The 17,575-nt window shown below is 65.8% G+C and carries 16 protein-coding genes; 5 read left to right on the top strand and 11 right to left on the bottom strand.

Annotated features, from left to right (window positions below; translation table 11 throughout):
* Positions 1–244: 244 nt before the first annotated feature.
* The 3 genes from rplL to MEICH_RS0110440 form a co-directional block, all read right to left on the bottom strand.
* Entirely contained in the window at positions 245–628 is a 384-nt protein-coding gene (gene rplL / locus MEICH_RS0110450; RefSeq protein ID WP_018466622.1) for a 50S ribosomal protein L7/L12, read from the bottom strand.
* A gap of 35 nt (positions 629–663) precedes the next feature.
* On the bottom strand, positions 664–1,188 hold the full coding sequence (gene rplJ / locus MEICH_RS0110445) for a 50S ribosomal protein L10 (protein WP_027892571.1): 525 nt from the start codon (positions 1,186–1,188) through the stop codon (positions 664–666).
* Positions 1,189–1,617: 429 nt separating this feature from the next.
* A complete protein-coding gene (locus tag MEICH_RS0110440) occupies positions 1,618–2,547 on the bottom strand; it encodes an acetamidase/formamidase family protein (protein ID WP_027892570.1) in 930 nt (309 codons plus the stop codon).
* Between the two features lie 78 nt (positions 2,548–2,625).
* On the opposite strand from MEICH_RS0110440, the gene MEICH_RS0110435 reads away from it, so the two are divergent.
* The 5 genes from MEICH_RS0110435 (at position 2,626) to MEICH_RS0110415 (ending at position 9,107) form a co-directional block, all read left to right on the top strand.
* Positions 2,626–4,920 (top strand): xanthine dehydrogenase family protein molybdopterin-binding subunit, encoded by a 2,295-nt coding sequence (locus MEICH_RS0110435; protein ID WP_036218495.1) that lies wholly within the window; start codon positions 2,626–2,628, stop codon positions 4,918–4,920.
* 10 nt (positions 4,921–4,930) lie between these two features.
* Positions 4,931–6,166, top strand: a complete 1,236-nt coding sequence (gene kynU, locus MEICH_RS0110430; protein ID WP_027892568.1) for a kynureninase — start codon at positions 4,931–4,933, stop codon at positions 6,164–6,166.
* A complete protein-coding gene (locus MEICH_RS0110425) occupies positions 6,144–6,932 on the top strand; it encodes a phosphotransferase family protein (RefSeq protein WP_084542266.1) in 789 nt (262 codons plus the stop codon). The genes kynU and MEICH_RS0110425 overlap by 23 nt, the downstream gene beginning before the upstream one ends.
* Positions 6,929–7,759, top strand: a complete 831-nt coding sequence (gene kynA, locus MEICH_RS0110420; protein ID WP_027892566.1) for a tryptophan 2,3-dioxygenase — start codon at positions 6,929–6,931, stop codon at positions 7,757–7,759. The genes MEICH_RS0110425 and kynA overlap by 4 nt, the downstream gene beginning before the upstream one ends.
* Positions 7,760–7,943: 184 nt before the next feature.
* Positions 7,944–9,107: an MFS transporter gene (locus tag MEICH_RS0110415; protein ID WP_027892565.1), complete on the top strand. Its 1,164-nt coding sequence runs from the start codon at positions 7,944–7,946 to the stop codon at positions 9,105–9,107.
* Positions 9,108–9,190: 83 nt separating this feature from the next.
* Here the strand turns inward: MEICH_RS0110415 and MEICH_RS28615 are convergent, their stop codons facing one another.
* The 8 genes from MEICH_RS28615 to MEICH_RS0110390 all read right to left on the bottom strand — a co-directional run bounded on the left by MEICH_RS28615 (position 9,191) and on the right by MEICH_RS0110390 (position 17,440).
* Entirely contained in the window at positions 9,191–9,700 is a 510-nt protein-coding gene (locus MEICH_RS28615; protein WP_157202712.1) for a hypothetical protein, read from the bottom strand.
* Between the two features lie 346 nt (positions 9,701–10,046).
* Positions 10,047–10,451, bottom strand: a complete 405-nt coding sequence (locus tag MEICH_RS30685; RefSeq protein ID WP_420804465.1) for a transposase — start codon at positions 10,449–10,451, stop codon at positions 10,047–10,049.
* On the bottom strand, positions 10,448–10,777 hold the full coding sequence (locus MEICH_RS30680) for a transposase (RefSeq protein WP_084542264.1): 330 nt from the start codon (positions 10,775–10,777) through the stop codon (positions 10,448–10,450). Before MEICH_RS30680 ends, MEICH_RS30685 begins: the two co-directional genes overlap by 4 nt.
* 97 nt (positions 10,778–10,874) lie before the next feature.
* Positions 10,875–11,381, bottom strand: a complete 507-nt coding sequence (locus MEICH_RS28610) for a hypothetical protein (RefSeq protein WP_157202711.1) — start codon at positions 11,379–11,381, stop codon at positions 10,875–10,877.
* A gap of 14 nt (positions 11,382–11,395) precedes the next feature.
* Positions 11,396–14,749 carry an eCIS core domain-containing protein gene (locus MEICH_RS0110405; RefSeq protein ID WP_027892564.1) on the bottom strand — a complete coding sequence of 1,118 codons (3,354 nt, stop codon included), beginning with the start codon at positions 14,747–14,749 and terminating at the stop codon, positions 11,396–11,398.
* Positions 14,750–14,776: 27 nt separating this feature from the next.
* Entirely contained in the window at positions 14,777–15,052 is a 276-nt protein-coding gene (locus tag MEICH_RS0110400; protein WP_027892563.1) for a PAAR domain-containing protein, read from the bottom strand.
* An 8-nt stretch (positions 15,053–15,060) separates the two neighbouring features.
* A complete protein-coding gene (locus MEICH_RS24570) occupies positions 15,061–16,758 on the bottom strand; it encodes a VgrG-related protein (RefSeq protein WP_036218494.1) in 1,698 nt (565 codons plus the stop codon).
* A 10-nt stretch (positions 16,759–16,768) separates the two neighbouring features.
* Positions 16,769–17,440 (bottom strand): CIS tube protein, encoded by a 672-nt coding sequence (locus MEICH_RS0110390; RefSeq protein WP_027892562.1) that lies wholly within the window; start codon positions 17,438–17,440, stop codon positions 16,769–16,771.
* Positions 17,441–17,575 lie beyond the last annotated feature (135 nt).

Raw genomic sequence — 17,575 nt, 5'->3', positions numbered from 1 at the left:
TGAGCGCCCGCGTGGTTTCGCTCAATTGCCTAGAAGTGTAGCACATGGCGCGGAATCTGCAAGCCGTGAGACGCTGAACGTCAAGCGCCTCTTGCAGGGGCGGGCCACCGGCTCGCCCCCTTTATCGCCCTGCTTTGGCCGTGGGAGCAAGACACCCGCCGGGCCCGCCTCAGGCCGTACGCGCTCCAGCTATGACGGCAAAAACCCCGGGTCAAAGCCCGGGGTTTATCGCCTTTGGGGTACTTTACTTCAGCTCGACCTTGGCGCCGGCGTCCTCGAGCTGCTTCTTGATCTTCTCGGCCTCGTCCTTGGAGATGCCTTCCTTCACGGCACCGCCCTGCTCGGCGAGGTCCTTGGCCTCCTTGAGGCCCAGGCCGGTGATGGCGCGCAGCTCCTTGATGACGTTGAGCTTGTTGGCGCCGGCGTCCTTGAGGACGACGTCGAACTCGGTCTTCTCCTCAGCGGCGGGGGCGGCAGCAGCGCCCGCAGCGGCGCCGGGCATAGCCACGGCCACGGGGGCGGCGGCGGTCACGCCCCACTCTTCCTTGAGCACGTCGATGAGCTGCTTGAGTTCCAGCACGGTAGCACCGGAGAGCTGTTCCTTGATGGCAGCGATGTCCAAAGCCATGATCTACCTCCACGAATGGGCCTGCGCCCAACCGCTTATGCCGCCTCCTGCTTGGCGACGAAAGCGTCCAGAATGCCTACGAACTCCTGAGCCTTCCCGCCCAGCACCCCGACCAGCTCGCTCATCGCGCTCTGGAGCACGCCGACGAGCTCGGCGCGCAGTTCGGTCTGGCTAGGCAGCGAGGCCAGCGCCTTCACGTCATCGGCGGCGATGACGTTGCCCGAGAGCACGCCCCCCTTGGCGGCGGGCAGCCCCTTGTCGTTGGTCTTGGCGAACTCCGCGATGGCTTTAGCTGCCGCGACCGGGTCGTCGAACAGCACCACCGCCGAGGGCCCCTTGAGACCCTCCAGCTTGGGCAGGTTGAGATCGGCCAGCGCACGCTCGATGAGCGTGTTCTTGGCAACGATCATCTGCGCGCCCTTCTCGCGGAAGGTGCGGCGCAGCTTCTGCTCCCCGTTGGAAGGCAGGCCCTGATAGTCCACCAGGAAGAACGACCCGTTAGCCCCAGCCAAGGTGTTCTTGAGGCTCTCGAGCAACTCTACGTTGCGCTTGCTCGGCACGTATCCTCCTGACTACGGCTCCTTCCGGAGCCACAGGCAGACTTTCCTGTTCGGGAATGGGGGGTTCCCAGCCTATAAACCGCGATGTACGCTTTCCCCGTCAGCGCCTCGGCGAGATATTTAAGGTCCTCTTCCGCCAGCAGGCGGCGACCCCTCGCTGTCTTGGGCCACCCGGTGGGTGCCAAGGTGGCAGTATAGCCAGCCGCAGAGGGAAAGGCAAGAGGGGGCGAAAGCCAGCAGCGGTCAGCCGTCAGCGAAAGGCTAGTGGCTAGTGATTACCCCTCCCCGTCCTTCCCCGCCGGCGTCGAGGAACAAGGCGTCTTGCGTTTTGCGTCTTGCGTTTTGCGTCTTGCGTTTTGCGTCTTGCGTTTTGCGTCTTGCGTTTTGCGTTTTGCGTTTGGCTATCAGCTATCAACCATCGACCATCGACTATCGACTCAGCCTCCCCAACAATCTCTTCGGCATCTTGCAAACCATGGTGTAAGCCGGGTCGAAGACGTTGCCCAGGTCGTAGCGCACGCACTGGCCCATCAGCAGCGAGGCGTGGGCGGGCTCGAGCCCGTAGCCCGTCTCCAGCCAGCGCAGCATCTCGCTGGTGGCGTGCTGCACGCACTGGTCGAGGGGGCGGGCGTTGCCGGCGGTGAAGATGAAGTTCTCGTCCTCGCCCCTGGGCCAGGAGATGCGCTGGCCCTTGAGGAGCTCGAGGGAGAACTGCACGTCCATGGAGATCTCGATGCCGGTCCCGGCGATCTCCCCGTCGCCCTGCAGGGCGTGGCCGTCGCCCAGGAAGAACAGGGCGCCCTCCTCGAACACGGGGAAGTAGGCGGTGACGCCTTCGCGGAAGCCGCGGTAGTCCATGTTGCCGCCGTGGGGGCCGGAGGTGGCGGTGGAGATGGCCTGGCCGCCCTCGGGGGCCACGCCGAAGCAGCCGAGCATGGGGTCGAGCTCGAGTTCGAAGCCGTGCAGGGGGCTGCCGGGGTGGTCGAGCCGGGCGGTCCCGGCTTCGGCGTCCACGGCCCAGTTCCAGCGGGTGCTGAAGTCGCCCGACCGGGCCAGCTCGGGCACGTGCTCGGGCTCGAGCACATTGGGCGCGATCAGCACCCCGGACCAGCCGCGGCGGCGGTTGGGGGTGAGGCGCTCGAGGCGCACCACCAGCGTGTCGCCGGGCTCGGCGCCCTCGACGAAGAAGGGGCCGGTCATGGGGTTGCCGGGCGGGGTCACGCGCTGGTCGGTGTGGTCGAAGCCGCGCGCGTCCACGCAGGTGGTGATCACGGTGTCGCCGGGGGCGACCCTCAGGACGGGGGCGTGGGGGCCGAGGGTGGTGTGGTAGTGGGCCGGCTGGAAGCGGTGGGTCGCCATGGGGCCCAGCATAGCGGCTGGGGGTGGCTGGTGAGCTAAGGCTCTCACTCCTCGGCCCCGACTCGGTAGCATGGCGGCATGTCTTCCGCAGTGGAACCCCAGACCACGCCGAAGTGGATCGGCAAGGCGGTCAAGCGGCTCGAGGACGGCAAGTTCATCACCGGCAAGGGCTCTTTCATCGAGGACCTCGTGCTCGAGGGCACCCTGCACGTAGCGCTCGTGCGCAGCCTCTACGCCCACGCCCGGGTCACCGGCATAGACGCGCGGGAGGCGCTGGAGGTGCCTGGCGTGCTGGCGGTCTACACCGCCGCCGACCTGCCCGAGCTCTACGCCCCCGGCTCGGGCGGGCGCGACGCCAAGGTGGTGCAGCACCCCGTGCTGGCGCAGGACTTCGTGCGCTACGTGGGCCAGCCCGTGGCGGCGGTGGTCGCGACCTCGAGGGAAAGCGCCCAGGACGCCTTGCAGCGGGTCTACGTGGACTACGAGGCGCTCGACGCGGTCTCGGACCCCCTCGAGGCCCTGCAGAACGCGGTGCTGGTGCACCCCGGCCTCGGCACCAACCACGCCCTGCAGCGCAGGACCACTGCCGGGGACGTCGGGGCGGCCTTCGCCAGTGCCCACCGGGTGGTGGGGGCGCGGATGGTGCAGCAGCGGGTGGCCCCCACCGCGATGGAGCCGCGCGGCGTGCTGGCCGCCTGGGACAAGGTGCAGGGCAGCCTGACGGTGTGGAGCAGCACCCAGATGCCCCACGAGGTGCGCGGCACCGTGGCCGAGGCGTTGGGCCTGCCCGAGAACCGGGTGCGGGCCATCACCCCCGACGTGGGCGGGGCCTTCGGGGCCAAGATCAACGTCTACCCCGAGGAGATCCTGGTGGCTTACCTGGCCTCGAGGCTCGAGAAGCCGGTGAAGTGGGTGGAGAGCCGCGCCGAGAGCTTCGTGGCGACGGTACACGGGCGGGCCCAGGTGGCCGACCTGGAGATGGCCCTCGACGCGGAGGGCAACATCCTGGGCCTGCGGGGCCGGGTAGTGGCCGACCTGGGGGCCTACATCCTCGACACCACGCTGGGCAACGCCCCCGGCACCCTCCTGATGCTCCAGGGGCCTTACGAGATCCCGGCCATCGACCTCGAGCTCGTCTCGGTCTACACCCACGCCACCCCCACCGGGGCCTACCGCGGCGCCGGGCGGCCCGAGGCCACCTACTACCTCGAGCGCCTGGTGGACATGGCCGCCCGCGAGCTGGGCCTCGACCCCGCCGAGCTGCGGCTGAAGAACCTCATCCGCGGGCCCTTCCCCTACAAGACCCTCACCGGCGCCAAGTACGACAGCGGGGCCTACCCCGAGACCCTGCGGAAGCTGCTCGAGCTCACCGACTACGCGGCGCTGCGGGCCGAGCAGGCCCGGGCGCGGCAGGAGGGCCGCCTGCTGGGGATCGGGCTTTGTAGCTATGTGGAGATCACCGGCTACGGCTGGGACACCGGCGCGGTGCGGATCAACCCCGACGGCAGCGCGGTGGTCTTCACCGGCACCTCGCCCCACGGGCAGGGCGCCGGCACCGGCTTCGCCCAGATCGTCGCCGAGCGGCTGGGCATCCCCCTCGAGCGCATCCAAATCGTGCAGGGCGACACCCTGGCCATCCCCTTCGGCATGGGCACCGCCGGCAGCCGCACGCTGTCGGTGGGGGGCTCGGCCATCCTGAACGCGGCGGAGAAGGTGGCCGAGAAGGTGCGGCGCATCGCCGCCCACCTGCTCGAGGCCGCCCCCGAGGACGTCGAGCTGGGCGAGCGGGGCTGGGGGGTGCGCGGAACCGACAAGGCGGTGAGCCTCGAGCAGGTCGCGCAGGCCGCCTATAGCCCCCGCAAGCTGCCCCCGGACCTGGAGCCGGGGCTCGAGGGCCAAGCCACCTTCAACCTCAAGGAGGCCAACTACCCCTTCGGCGCCCACCTGGCGCTGGTCGAGATCGACCGCGAGACCGGGCAGGTGCGGGTGCTGCGCTACGTGGCCCTCGACGACGTGGGGGTGGTGGTCAACCCCCTGCTGGTCGAGGGGCAGCAGCAGGGCGGGGTGGCGCAGGGGCTCGGGCAGGCGCTTTACGAGGGCATCAGCTACGACGAGGTCGGGCAGAACCAGAGCACCAGCTTCCTCGAGTACAACCTCCCCCGCGCCGACCAGATGGTGCGGGTGGAGGCTCACCGCGGCGGCACCCGCTCCCCCACCAACCCCCTGGGCGTGAAGGGCATCGGCGAGGCGGGCACCATCGGGGCCACCCCCACGGTAGTCAACGCGGTGATGGACGCGCTGGGCATCAAGCACCTCGACATGCCGCTCACCCCCGAGAAGGTCTGGCGGGCCCTGCGGCAGGGGCAGGGGTAGACTGTCAGCCATGACAACCCGAGCCGACCTGGTTGCGCTGGACCAAAGCGACCCCCTGGCCCGCAAGCGCGAGGAATTCGCCCTCCCCGAGGGCCTGATCTACCTCGACGGCAACTCGCTGGGGGCGCTGCCCAAGGCGGTGGCGGGGCACCTCGAGGGCGTGGTGAGGGAGCAGTGGGGCCAGGACCTCATCACAAGCTGGAACAAGCACGGCTGGATCGACCTCGCCAGCCGGGTGGGGGCCAAGATCGCCCGCCTGATCGGGGCCGAGCCCGACGAGGTGGTCGCCGCCGACTCCACCAGCATCAACCTCTTCAAGGTGCTGCTGGCCGCGCTCAAGCTGCGCCCCGAGCGCCGGGTGATCGTCTCCGACATCGACAACTTCCCCACCGACCTCTACATCGCGCAGGGGGTAAAACAGCTCCTGGGCGAGAGCTACGAGCTGCGGCTGGTGAAGAAGGACGAGGTCGAGGCCGCCCTCGACGAGCACACGGCGGTGCTGATGCTCACCGAGGTGGACTACCGCAGCGGCTGGCGCTACGACATGGCCGCCCTGACCCGGCTGGCCCAGCAGAAGGGCGCCCTGGTGATCTGGGACCTGGCCCACAGCGCGGGGGCCTTCCCGGTGCGCCTCAACGCCTGCAACGCCGACTTCGCGGTCGGCTGCGGCTACAAGTACCTCAACGGCGGGCCCGGCGCCCCGGCCTTCCTCTACGTGGCCCGGCGGCACCAGGGCGCGGCCCTCCCCTTCCTCACCGGCTGGATGGGGCACCGCTCGCCCTTCGACTTCGACCCCTTCTACGACCCCGCCGAGGGCGTCCACCGCATGAAGGTGGGCACCCCGCCCGTGCTCAGCCTCTCGGCGCTGGATAAGGCCCTGGATGTCTTCGCCGACGTGGACATGGAGGAGGTGCGGCGCAAGTCGCTGCGCCTGACCGATGTGTTCATCGAGCGGATGGAGCCCCTGTGCCGGCGCTACGGCTTCGAGCGGGTCACGCCCCTCGAGCCCGAGCGCCGGGGCAGCCAGGTGGCCTACGCCCACCCCGAGGGCTACGCCATCGTGCAGGCCCTCATCGCCAGCGGCGTGGTGGGCGACTTCCGCGCCCCCGACATCCTGCGCTTCGGCTTCACCCCGCTCTACCTGCGCTACCAGGACGTGGCCGAGGCGGTCGAGCGCCTCGAGCGGGTGATGAGCCAGGAGCTTTGGAAGGCCGAGCGCTTCCGTGAGCGGGCCAAGGTCACCTGACCCCGCCGAGTTGCTGCGCCGGCACGGCCTCTGCCGCGAAGGTTCGCCTTGCGTCCTGGTCCCGGCCCGGCACGGGCTGGTCAACCGGGTCTTCCTGGGCGAGCGTTACGTGGTCCGCATCGCCAAAAACGCCCTCGCCGACCACGCCCGCGAGGCCCGGCTGGCCCTGGCGGCCCTGGGGCGCGGCGTCCGCACCGCCCGCCCCCTGGCCTGGGGGCAGGGCTACAGCATCTGGGAGCGGCTGCCGGGGCGCAGCCTGAAGGAGGTCGGGAAGGCTCACGCTGAGCTCTGGGACGAGCTGCTCGCCGACCTCGAGAAGGTCCACGCCGACCCGCTCGAGCCCGGCCCCATCCCCCCGCGCTTCTGGAAAAGCGGCGACAGCTCCCACGTCGAGGCCACCCGGGCCGAAGCCGGGTGGAGCGCGGAGGAGCTCGAGTTCCTCCGCGCCGCGCTCGAGACGCCCCACCCCGTCCGGCCCGCCTACGTCCACGGCGACGCCTTCGGCGAGAACATCGTCGCGGACGAGCAGGGCAGGTACGTGGGGCTCATCGACTGGGGCTGCGCGGGCTGGCAGTCGCTCGAGTACGAGTGCAGCCGCCTCGAGCCACGAGCGCTCGAGCTGGCCTTAAAGCGCTGGAGGGGGCTCGACCTCGAGCTACTCTGGAAGATAAGGCTCGACCTGTTTCTGCTGATGGCCCGCTACGGCCGCTTGCCCTTCGCCGAGGTGCGCCGGATGATGCAGCAGGTCCGTGAGGTTCGATCATGAACAAACCCAACCCGGCTGAAGGCGCCTACACCGACTTCAAGAACAACCTCTCCTACGGGGATTACCTGGCCCTCGACGAGTTGCTTTCCCTCCAGCGCCCCCTCACCCCCGCCCACGACGAGGTGCTGTTCATCGTCATCCACCAGGTCTCGGAGCTATGGATGAAGCTCATCATCCACGAGCTCTCGAGCGCGATGAAGCTCTTGGAGCAGGGCGTCATCGACCCCTCGCTCAAGATGCTGACGCGGGTCTGCCGCGCCCAGGAGCAGATGACCAACGCCTGGGAAGTGCTCAAGACCATGACCCCCGCCGACTACCTCGAGTTCCGCTCCTCCTTCGGCCAGGCCTCGGGCTTCCAGTCCCACCAGTACCGCCTCATCGAGTTCCTGCTGGGCAACCGCAACCCCTTCATGATGCGCCCCCACGAGCACCACGCCGAGCACCACGCCCTGCTGCACGGCGCCCTCCACTCCCCCAGCCTCTACGACCTCGCCCTGCGCCTTTTGGCCCAGCGGGGTTTCCCCATCCCCACCGAGGTTCTGGAGCGCGACTTCTCCAAGCCCTACGAGCCCAACCGGGCGGTGCTCGAGGCCTGGCTCACCGTCTACCGCAACACCCTCGAGCACTGGGACCTCTACTACCTCGCCGAAAAACTCATCGACGTGGAGGACAACTTCCGCCGCTGGCGCTTCAACCACCTCACCACCGTCGAGCGCATGATCGGCTACAAGCGCGGCAGCGGGGGCACCTCGGGCGTGGGGTACTTGAAGAAGGCGCTCGAGATCGTGCTGTTCCCCGAGCTGTGGCAGGTGAGGACGGAGCTTTGAGGGGGTGGCGGATGCGGGTCGTGCGTCGTACGTCCTACGCCGTACGCCAAACGCCAAACGCAAGACGCCCTGGCCCTAGACCCTCGACCGTAGACAAACTACGGGCCACGAGCTGACGGCTGACCGCTGATCGCTGACTGCTGACGGCTTAATCGCCGTCCTCGAGAGTGCTAAAGTGCTGGGCATGGCCTCGGAGATTCACCGCAAAAGCCTTGCCGCCATCACCCTCAGCCACATCACCGTGGACATGCAGACCGGGGCCCTGCCTATTTTGTTGCCGCTGCTGCTGAGCGGGTTCGGGCTGAGCTACGCGGGGGCAGCGGCCATCATGACCGCCAACCAGGTCGTGATCGCGGTGGCCCAGCCGCTCTTCGGACTGCTGGGCGACCGCAAGAGCTACAAGTGGCTGGTGTGGGCCGGGTGCCTGCTGACGGGGGTGGCGATGGCTTCGGTGCTGTGGCTGCCCAGCTACGGGCTGGTGGTGCTGGCGGTGATCCTGAGCGGCTTGGGCTCGGCGGCCTTCCACCCCGAAGCGCTCTCGAGGGTCCGTGCGGTGAGCGGCAGCCGGGCGGCCAGCGCCACCTCGGTCTTCTTCTCCGGGGGCAACATCGGCTTCGCGGTGGGGCCGATCCTGGCGACGCTGCTGCTCGAGCGCCTCGGTAAGCCCGGCATCTTCCTGATGCTGGTGCCCACCGCGATCGGCCTGGCCCTGCTGGCGAGCCAGTGGCGCTTCATCACCCGGGACCTGCCGCGCAAAGTACGCCCGGCGGGGCACAAAGCTCCCCTGGCTCTCGGCCTGGTGACCTTCCTGATGAGCCTGATCACCCTGCGCATGGTCGTCACCGGGGGCCTGCAAACCTTCATTCCCCTCTACTACGGCCCGCAGTTGGGCAACGAGGCCACCGCCTTGATGGTCACGGTGCTGCTGATCTTCGGCGCGATGGGCACCCTGTCCGGGGGCCTCCTCGCCGACCGTCTGGGTCGCAGGCCCACCATGATCGTCACCATCCTGCTGGCCCTGCTGTGCCTTTGGGGCTTCAGCCACAGCGAAGGCTGGCTGCGCCTGGTCTTCCTGGGAATAACCGGCGCCAGCCTCTCCTCCATCTGGCCCCTGATCGTGGTGATGATGCAGGAGGCCATGCCCGGCAACGTGGGGCTGGCCTCGGGGCTGTCGCTGGGCACTTCCTACGGCGCAACCGGCCTGGGGGTAGCCGCGCTGGGGGCTTTCGCCGATCACTTCGGGCTGGCCCAGACCATGACCCTGATCACCCTGATGCCCCTGGCCATCTTCGTGCTAACCCTCTTCGTCCCTGAAAAGATGGCCAAGCCTGCTGTGGCTTCAGATTGAGGCCCGTTCCAGCGCTAACCTGTCCAAGACGTTCTCGAGAAACTCTCTGACGAATCAGTCAGCTTCTCCCATAGTTCCTCTGATCAGGTTGACTCATATTCCTCGAGGTCGGCAAGATCGCTCGGGGGTGAGTACTTAACAACTTTTATAGGATCAGGAAGTTTATCTAACCTGGCGCCAAAGAAGTGCTCGAAGCCCCCCTCCAAATCAGTGATGTATGAAGAAATAATCTTCGGTTTACCTTTAATTCTCGCTAGGTAAATCAGCTCATGAAATGAGTTTGATCCTTTACTGCTACTGTTCAGGTAAACACCATATAATTCTCCAAGCTTTGCATAGGCAAATTTCTTAATCATAAAAAGCTTACGTTTTTGCTTGCCCTCAAGGAAGGTATGAGCTTCTTTGAACCACTCATCATCGGGATTTCTCCGCCTACGAACATCTGTTTCCATATCTTTGTTGGCATAATACTTTTCATTAAACGCACTCCTGGCATCCCAAAAAAGCTCATCATCTCGCTCTTCATAGGCCATTTTCCACAAAAGATACTCTTCTTGAACAAACTCTTCTATGAACATCTCAACTTCATCCATAAACATCCTCTATTTAAGCTTAAGCCACCTGTCTGGCCCTGTATTGATAGGACTAAAGACTTTAGTCTTACCGTTAGCCGATTTGCCATTTCCGCTATATTCAACGTCCTCCACAGCTTTTAATAAAGGCTTAAATTTTACGAGATCACGTAGAATCTTCTGCTTAATCTTCACCTGCTTATGATCTGGCAATCCTGAGCCAGCCAAACTTTTAACTGATCTACCATCCCTGCAACTACAGCTTCCTCGGCTACTTGTCCCCAGTCTACGGTCACACAGAGATTAAAGGTAATGATCAAGTAGTCCAAGAATAGGGCTCACCAGTGGAGCAGGGCGGCGAAGACCATCAGTCCCCGTCGCCTCGCCACGGCGAGGCGAGATGTGGGCTTTGCCATCCGTAGCGCACGACCAGGGCGCGGTAGTTGTCCAGCCAGGCGTGGAGGCGTTCGACCTGATAGTGTCTGTGGCTGGCGGGGTGGGGTTTAGGCTTAGGGCCCCGTCGTCGTCGGTTTTGGAACTGGTGCTCAGGGACGGAGGCGCGAATGCCCTTGGCTCTGAGCCTGCGGCGTAGAGGGGTAGAGTCGAAGGCTTTGTCCATCGCCAACACCCGGATACGCTTTCTCGGTTTACCTTTAGCTCGGGGGATACGCACTCGTTGTAAGACCGCCAGGGCGGTTTGGCTTTCATGGGTACTGGCCGGATACACCGCTAAAGACACAGGTATGCCCCGCGCCTCGGTGGGGGCCATCACGGTGCAGCCTTTACCCTTGTGCCCCCAAGCTCGGCAGTCGCCCCCCTTTTGACCTGGACCTGACTACCGTCCAGGCTCCCCTGGCTCGAGTCCAGCTTCCCCGCCGCCCACAGCTTGCCCAGTATCTGCTGCCACAGGCGGTCCCATAACCCTTCCCTCACCCAGCGGTCGTGCCGATAATGGCAAGTACCCCCGGCTGCGTAGCCCCCGACCTTGGGGATGTCCCGCCAACGACACCCCGTCTTCAGCCGGTACACGATCCCGCTCAACACCTCGCGGTCCTGGCTGCGCTTACGCCCCCACGCCGCGCCACGGCGCGGCGCCAGGTTGGGGCGGCAACAGCGGTGCGATCACCGCCCACTGTTCGTCGCTCGGTCGAGTGTCGTCCACTCGCCTAACTTACAACTACTCCCCATTCTTGGACTACTTGGATTCATATTCCTCGAGGTCAGCAGGATCACTCGGAGGCTGATATTTGACCGTTTTTATAAGCTTCAAGGGCTCACCTACTTCTTCTCCGTCTAGGTACTCGAAGCCTCCCTCGTTGTCTGTGACGTAGATGGAGGTAATGCGCAAACCCTGAGACGTTTCCTTTAGGAAGTACAACTCGAAGTAAGACTGGTCCCCCTTGTGTTCACTACTTAGGTAAACAGAATAAATCACATTGGATTTTTCATCAGATAACTTCTTGATTTGGAAAAGAATGCGTTCCTGCAAAGCGCTAAGATATTTAGCTCCGTCCTCATACCAGGAGGGATCTGGCTTCTCCGGTCTTCTAATAAATGTTTCCAAGTCTTCAGCGTAAAACTTGGCGTTGTGCTCACTTCTCATTTGTTCAAACTTGAGGTTGTCAGGCTCTTTGTAACAAGCCACGCGTAGCTTGTACTCATCCGATAAAAAGTCCCTTACAAACTGCTCTACGTCGTGCATAGTGTTCGCCTGCATCATACTGTCTTGAGCCATTTATCTCTTCCGGTAGAAACAGGGCCGTAGATTTTCTGTTGGCCGTTGGCTGTAGTTCCATCCGCTTTATAGGTCACATCCTCTACTGCCTTAAGTAGCGGTTTAAAGCGGGCTAACAGAGCCAAGCTCCGCTGCTTGACCTTCGTCGCCTTGTCCGGTGATAAGCCAGATGCCGTTTGCAGATTCTGCATAATCCCTGTGATCACGCTTTCTTCGCTCACAGTCCCCCAATCGACCGTAACAGAGAGATCAAACGCCGTGATGCTCGTGGTCTTTACCCATCTAGCAATGTTGTCTTCTACCCTACCCATCACTACTTTGTTAAAGTAATCACTGGTGGCTATTAAGTTGAGCGACTTTTTGTAGCCTGAACCGCCAAACCAGTTGGCGATAATGTGGGCGCTGTTTTGCCCAGCATTTTTTTGCTTGTTGGCAGGATCTTGCGTGACGCCACGTCCTAAGGAGGTGAGGTCAAGGCTAAACCCCTGTGCCTGGGTCACGTGCCCGCTTCGCCCGACCTGAACCTGGAAGCTTTTACCCGCCCTGGTCGTGTACTTAACCAGAATCCCCTTATCGTTGGGCTCTGCGTCCATGCTGACCGGGTAAAAATCGGTGTGGAGTTTCCTCGAGGGAGTCCGAGCGGTCGGATTGATAACCGCAGTGACGTGATACGCCCCATCCGGCTCTTTGACTAAGGAGATCGAGCTAAGCTTGTACCGTTGCTTTATAGCCGGTAAGCCGCCCCTGATGCCTTGCTCAGTAGCCTCATCCGCAAGCAGAAGCTTGTCTGCTTCGGCTACGGCTTTTCCGACATCGGCCTCTTTCTGGGCCCTCGTGCGATGATCCCCCCCCTGAGCGGCTTTGGGGTCATCATGTTTCCCGATCCCTGGCTCCTGTGCCCACTTCTTGATGACCGGCGTGAACCTGGCGACGATCTTGTCCAGGACGTTCTCGACCTTGCCCTTGACCTTGTTGACGATCTCCCGCAACTTGTTCCCGATCTTCCCCAACCCCAAGAAGCGCGACAGGAAGCTCAGCGTGACCGGGATGGCTTTGGCGAGGCTGAGTTCTACCCGCTGAGTCGCGGCGGTCAGGTTGCCGGCGGCGATGGCCGAGACCGAGTTGAGGATCGAGCTGCCCAGCGAGGCGATCTGCTTGGCCCGCTCGACGAAGAACATGGCGGTGTCGAACACCGAGAGGATGGCCTGCACGAAGCCCCCGCCGGGGATCAGCAGGCTCGCCACCTTGATGACCGCCTTCTTGATGACCTCGGCGATGACGTAGTTTTTGATCCCCCCGATTGCCTCGGTCTTGATCAGGTTGGCGGCCTCGCCCATGTCCTTGGCCTTGTGCAGGCCGCTGTTCTTGAGGGCCTGGAAGGCCGAGAGGGATCCGTCGGTGGCGGTTTCGGCCCTCGAGACGATGTGTTCTCCCTGCGGTCCGATCTGTTTGACCAGCTTGGCGCGGACGTTGCGGTAGGAAAAGCCCATGATGCCCAGCGCCACGGGGAGCAAGGCCATGGCGTCGTCGAGGCGGCGGGGGAAGCCGATGCCGCCGCTGGCCCCGGTGAGCCACTCGCCCAGGCCGGTGGTGAGGTGGGTCCGGGCGTTTTTGCTGAACCCCTCGAAGCCGCCCTTGCCGGCCTTAATCATGTTGCGGGCGAAGGCGCCGGGGTTTTTGAGGATGCCCAGCAGCACCCCGCCCGCCCCCTTGACCCCCTCCACCACGCGCTTAGCGGTAGGGTTCTTGGCGAGGGCGTCCAGCACGAACTCGCCCAGCTTCAAGACGCTATTCTTGGCCAACCCGAGGAAGCGGTTGATGGGGGCCATGACCGGGGCCTTGACCTTCTCGTTGAAGGCCTTGACCGGGCTCAGCAGGTCGCTGGGGCCCAGGGATCTCAGGCCATCCACGATGTTCTTGAAAGCCGGGCCCAGGTTGAGCTTGCCCAACTCGCCCTTGAACCAGTTCCATCCGCGGCTCACCGCCTCACCGGCCTTTTGCAGTCCCTCGAGCACGTTGCGAGCGAAGGGGGGAACCACGGGCAGGCCGAGCAGCTTGTTGAGGAAGGCGCCGGGCTGAACCTGCACGTTCTTTCCGCTGATGGGATCGCGGCCCAGGGCCTGGGTCAGCTCCTTATAGCCGGGGAGGTTGGCGGCGAGGTCGGCGACTTTGTCCTTGATGAGGTCGAAGCCCGCGCCCGCGGCATTCCCCACCGCGTTGCCCACCTTCTTCAGGCCATCGGTGAGCCAGTTATGCTGCACCGCCACCTCGCGGTTGGCGAAACGCTGGACCACCGTGGGCTCGGGCCGAGGGGTAGCGTTTGGCGGCTCGATACGGGGGGTAGCTACTCGCGGCTCGATACGGGGGGTAGCGGCTCGCGGCTCGATACGGGGGGTAGCGGCTCGCGGCTCGAGCGGCTCGACGGGGGCAGTTTTGGGGTCCTTGTCGGATGGGACCGAAGCCGCGGGTGAGGCAGCCGGGGTAGGAGCCTCGAGGGCCTTTTGCAGGCTGCGCCACTCGCCCCGGCTGAGGAAGGTTTGCAGGGCGCGTTCGACGGCGCTGCGGTCGTCGGGGTGGAGGCGCCGGAGCTCCGAGGCGATCGCTGGGCCGTCCTGGCGGGCTCGGTACTCGCGTATGAGGCGCTGGGTGGTGTCCTGCCAGCGCTCCCTGGCCCTGCTCCAGGGCTCGGGGGGCTGAGGCGTGGCGGCGCGCCAGTCGAGCTTGGGAAGGGTCCGGGCCCTGGATTCGGCCTCCTGCTCGTAGGGGTCGGAAGGGCTCGAGAGCTTAACCCCGCCCTCGATGGGCGTGCCGTCCACCGGCCCCCGGGCCTGCTGCAGCACGTGGGCGGCCTCGTGGGCGATGAGCCTCTGCCCCGCCTCGCTTTCCGGGTCGTAGGCGCCCTGGCGGAAGAAGATGTCCTGGCCGGCGGTGAAGGCCTCGGCCCCCAGCGCCCCGGCCAGCGCGTCGGCCTCCTCGTCGGCGTGGATCACGATCTTGGGCAGGGGGGCGCCCAGGTGGCGCTCGAGGTGGGCCTGCAGGGCGGCGGGGAGGGGGCTGCCCTTGCCCTGCCGCTGCCGGATCCTTTCGCCAAGGTCGGGAGGGGCCTCCCCAGCCTCCTCGAGCTGACGCCGGTAGCGCTGGATTTCTAGGTGCAGCCACTCCCGCTGCAGGCGGGCCCGGCGGGGGGGCACGGGAGGCCCGGCCCGGACGGGTTGGGGGGCCGGGTAATCGTGGTCGGGCTCCGGTTCGTAGGTGGGCTGCTTCCTGGGCCGGACCGCGGCCCGCTCCGCTTGGGCTTCGGGCTTGGGCTCGCGGGGGGCACGGGCTTTAGGCATGTTTGCCAACTCCTTCGCGGGCCGGGGCTATCCGCCGATGAGCACCGTGGGGCAGCCCGAGAGGATGCTGCCGCCGTGGGCCGTGGTGTCGCCTAGGCGGGCGGCGGGCTTGCCCCCGATGAGCACGGTGCTCGAGCCCATGGCTATCGGTGCGCCGCAGGTGGTGAGGTCGCCGGCGCAGGCAGCGGGCTGGCCCCCGATAAGCACCGTGGGGTTGCCGCCCACGATGAGGTTGGGCACGGCCATGTGGAAGGGCAGGGGGCAGACGTGCTTGTCGGTCATGCGGGCGGCGGGTTTGGACATGAGCACTCCTAGTTGAGCTTGATGACCCCGCCCTTGACCTCGACCATGGCGCTGCCCTCGAGCTTGAGGTTGGCCTTGGCCGTGACCTTGACGTTGGTGCCTTCCATGTCGAGGTTCTGCTGGGCCTGCACCCTGGCGTTGCCCTTGGCGATCACGTTGACGTCGCCCTTGACCTCGACGGTGAGGGTGTCCTTCTTGGTGTCGAGGTGGATGACGTTGCCGTTGCGGTCCTTGATGGTGACGCCCGGCGCGTCGTCGGAGTCGTCGAGGATGACGAGGTGGCCGGTGCGCGAGCGGATAAGGCGCTGCTTGACCTTGCCGCTGGCGATGACCTCCGAGCTTTTCTTGGGCGGGGTGTCCACCCCGTTCCACAGGCCGCCCAGCACGTAGGGGTGGTTGGCGTCGCCGAACTCGAAGGCCACCAGCACCTCGTCGTTGACCTCGGGAAGGAACTCCACGCCCCGCTCCTTGCCGCCTCCCACGCTCACCACGCGGGCCCAGTCGCTCTCGGCCTCGTCGGAGAGCGCGGGGTACTTGACCTTGACCCTGCCTAAGCCCTTGGGGTCGTCGTTGTTGGTCACGACCCCGACGGCGAGCCCGACCCGGCTGGGCGGCTCCTCGGCCCCCCGCAGCAGGCTCAGCAGGGTGAGGGGGTAGTTGGCCGATACCGTGAAGTGCGTGGTGTAGCGGCTCTTGCCGCCGTGCTGGGCGTAGACGTGCTGCGCGGTGGTGACGACGTACTCCCCGGAGAAGCGCCGCCCCACGTTGGAAACCCGGATCCTGGCCCCGGCCACGAGGGCGGGGTTGCCCCCACAGCTCCCCTCGGCCTGGATGAAGCGCCCGGACTGCTTGTTGGCGGCGGCCTCGGCCAGGAGCTGGGCCTCCTTCTGGGTGCGCACCGGGCGGCACTCCACGAGCTGGGGGGCCTCGCCGAAGGCCTTGGAGGCCTTCTCGCCCCCCTCCCCGCTCTCCCCCACCCTGGGCTTGAACTGCCCGGCTTTGGCCTTGCCGATGACGGCCTCCTTCTTCTCGAAGTCCCAACCCCGCACGACCACCTCGCTGGGCTGCTCGAGGGTGGTGAGGCGGGGGCGGAATTCGGCCAGGCTCTCCCCCCACTTGAGCTCGAGGGCAGCCTGCTCGCCCTGGGGCGGGCCGAAGTGCAGGGTCTTGCCCCGCACGTAGACCACGTAGCCCAGCGCAGCGGCCCGGCGCTGCAGGAAGGCCAGGTTGGTCTCGTTGTCCTGGAACACCCACTCGTACACCTGGGCGTCGGCCTGGGGGCCCACCTCGACCTGGTCTAAGCCCGCCTGCTGCCCGACCTGCCGCACGATGTCGCCGTCGGTGACGTTGGCGAAGCGCCGCACGTGGCGGCCCCGGGTCAGGCGGTGCAGCCGGTCGAAGGCCCGCACCATCAGGCGGGGGCTGGCCCCGGCGTACTCGGGCTCGACCTCCACGACCTCGCCCTCGAAGATGGTGGCCTTGACGTTGCCGGTCTGGGAGGTGAGCACGACCTCGGTGCCGGGCTCGAAGAGCTCGGAGTCGGTCCAGCGGAGGGCGGGGTCGTGGACGACGAGGGTCGCCACGTCGGGGAGGTGCACCGTGTTCTCGACCGTGACCTCCCAGAGGGCGTTCATCAGCTCGGGGGGGGCGTCGCGGCCCCCCAGGCGCACCGCCAGGTCGGAGAGGTGTTCGTGAACCTTGGACAAGGCGCCTCCCTCAATCCACCGGGATGACCAGCGGCTGGCCCGCGACCAGGTCGCGCACCTTGGTGAGCCCGTTGGCCTCGGCGATGCGCCGCCACTTGCCGGCGTCCCCCAGGATCTTGTGGGCGATCCAGGCCAGGGTGTCGCCGTCCTTGACCGTCCAGACCTGCTCCCCGCCCAAACCCCCGGAGCTGGCGTTCTGCATGGGCAGCTCGTTCTCGTTGGTGGCCTGCTCGAGGGTGAGGTCGAGGGTGGCCCGCACCGGCAGGCCGTTGGGCAGGAAGAGGCTGAACTGCTGCGAGATGTTGGTGATGACGCCGACGAAGAAGGTCATCAGGCCCCACTGGAAGCGCACCTTGGGCGGGCGGCCGTTCTTGGTGGTGTCGTTGGTGAGGGTCTTGTCGACGAGCATGAGCTTCCAGATGGGGTTGGTGTACTCGCGCACGTCGAGGCTGCGGCGCCGCTCGGGCGGCAGGCCCTGGGTGTCGAAGAAGAGCTGGACGCGCAGGCTGATGGGCTGGCCTCCGCCGAACTCGCGGTTGGGCGAGTCCTTGGCGCCGTTGGGGCCGGCCGACCACTGGTTGGACTTGGAGAGGCTGAGTTCGTTGGGGTTGAACAGGCACTCGATGCGCTGGTTGGCGTGTTCCCCCTCGAGGGGGATGAGGAAGGCTTTGCTCAGGCTCATGGATCACCTCGCTTCAGGACTCGCGGCGGCGCTCGGCGGCCAGGCGGCGCTTGAGGATGCGGTAGACCTGCTGGGCCAGGGCGTCGAGGTCGGGGGCGGGCTGGGGGGCCGGGGTGGGGGTCTGGTGCTGCGGGG

This window comes from Calidithermus chliarophilus DSM 9957 (assembly GCF_000430045.1).
In the GTDB taxonomy this organism is placed as follows: domain Bacteria; phylum Deinococcota; class Deinococci; order Deinococcales; family Thermaceae; genus Calidithermus; species Calidithermus chliarophilus.
Note: the sequence above shows the minus strand (reverse complement) of the source record. Positions and strands in the feature narration are given on the sequence as shown.

Excerpts from the sequence above, each read along its gene's own strand:
- rplL (WP_018466622.1), bottom strand. The coding sequence starts at position 628 with ATGGCTTTGGACATCGCTGCCATCAAGGAACAGCTCTCCGGTGCTACC.
- MEICH_RS0110440 (WP_027892570.1), bottom strand. The coding sequence starts at position 2,547 with ATGGCGACCCACCGCTTCCAGCCGGCCCACTACCACACCACCCTCGGC.
- MEICH_RS0110435 (WP_036218495.1), top strand. The coding sequence starts at position 2,626 with ATGTCTTCCGCAGTGGAACCCCAGACCACGCCGAAGTGGATCGGCAAG.
- kynU (WP_027892568.1), top strand. The coding sequence starts at position 4,931 with ATGACAACCCGAGCCGACCTGGTTGCGCTGGACCAAAGCGACCCCCTG.
- kynA (WP_027892566.1), top strand. The coding sequence starts at position 6,929 with ATGAACAAACCCAACCCGGCTGAAGGCGCCTACACCGACTTCAAGAAC.
- MEICH_RS0110415 (WP_027892565.1), top strand. The coding sequence starts at position 7,944 with ATGGCCTCGGAGATTCACCGCAAAAGCCTTGCCGCCATCACCCTCAGC.
- MEICH_RS28615 (WP_157202712.1), bottom strand. The coding sequence starts at position 9,700 with ATGGATGAAGTTGAGATGTTCATAGAAGAGTTTGTTCAAGAAGAGTAT.
- MEICH_RS28610 (WP_157202711.1), bottom strand. The coding sequence starts at position 11,381 with ATGCACGACGTAGAGCAGTTTGTAAGGGACTTTTTATCGGATGAGTAC.
- MEICH_RS0110405 (WP_027892564.1), bottom strand. The coding sequence starts at position 14,749 with ATGCCTAAAGCCCGTGCCCCCCGCGAGCCCAAGCCCGAAGCCCAAGCG.
- MEICH_RS0110400 (WP_027892563.1), bottom strand. The coding sequence starts at position 15,052 with ATGTCCAAACCCGCCGCCCGCATGACCGACAAGCACGTCTGCCCCCTG.
- MEICH_RS0110390 (WP_027892562.1), bottom strand. The coding sequence starts at position 17,440 with ATGAGCCTGAGCAAAGCCTTCCTCATCCCCCTCGAGGGGGAACACGCC.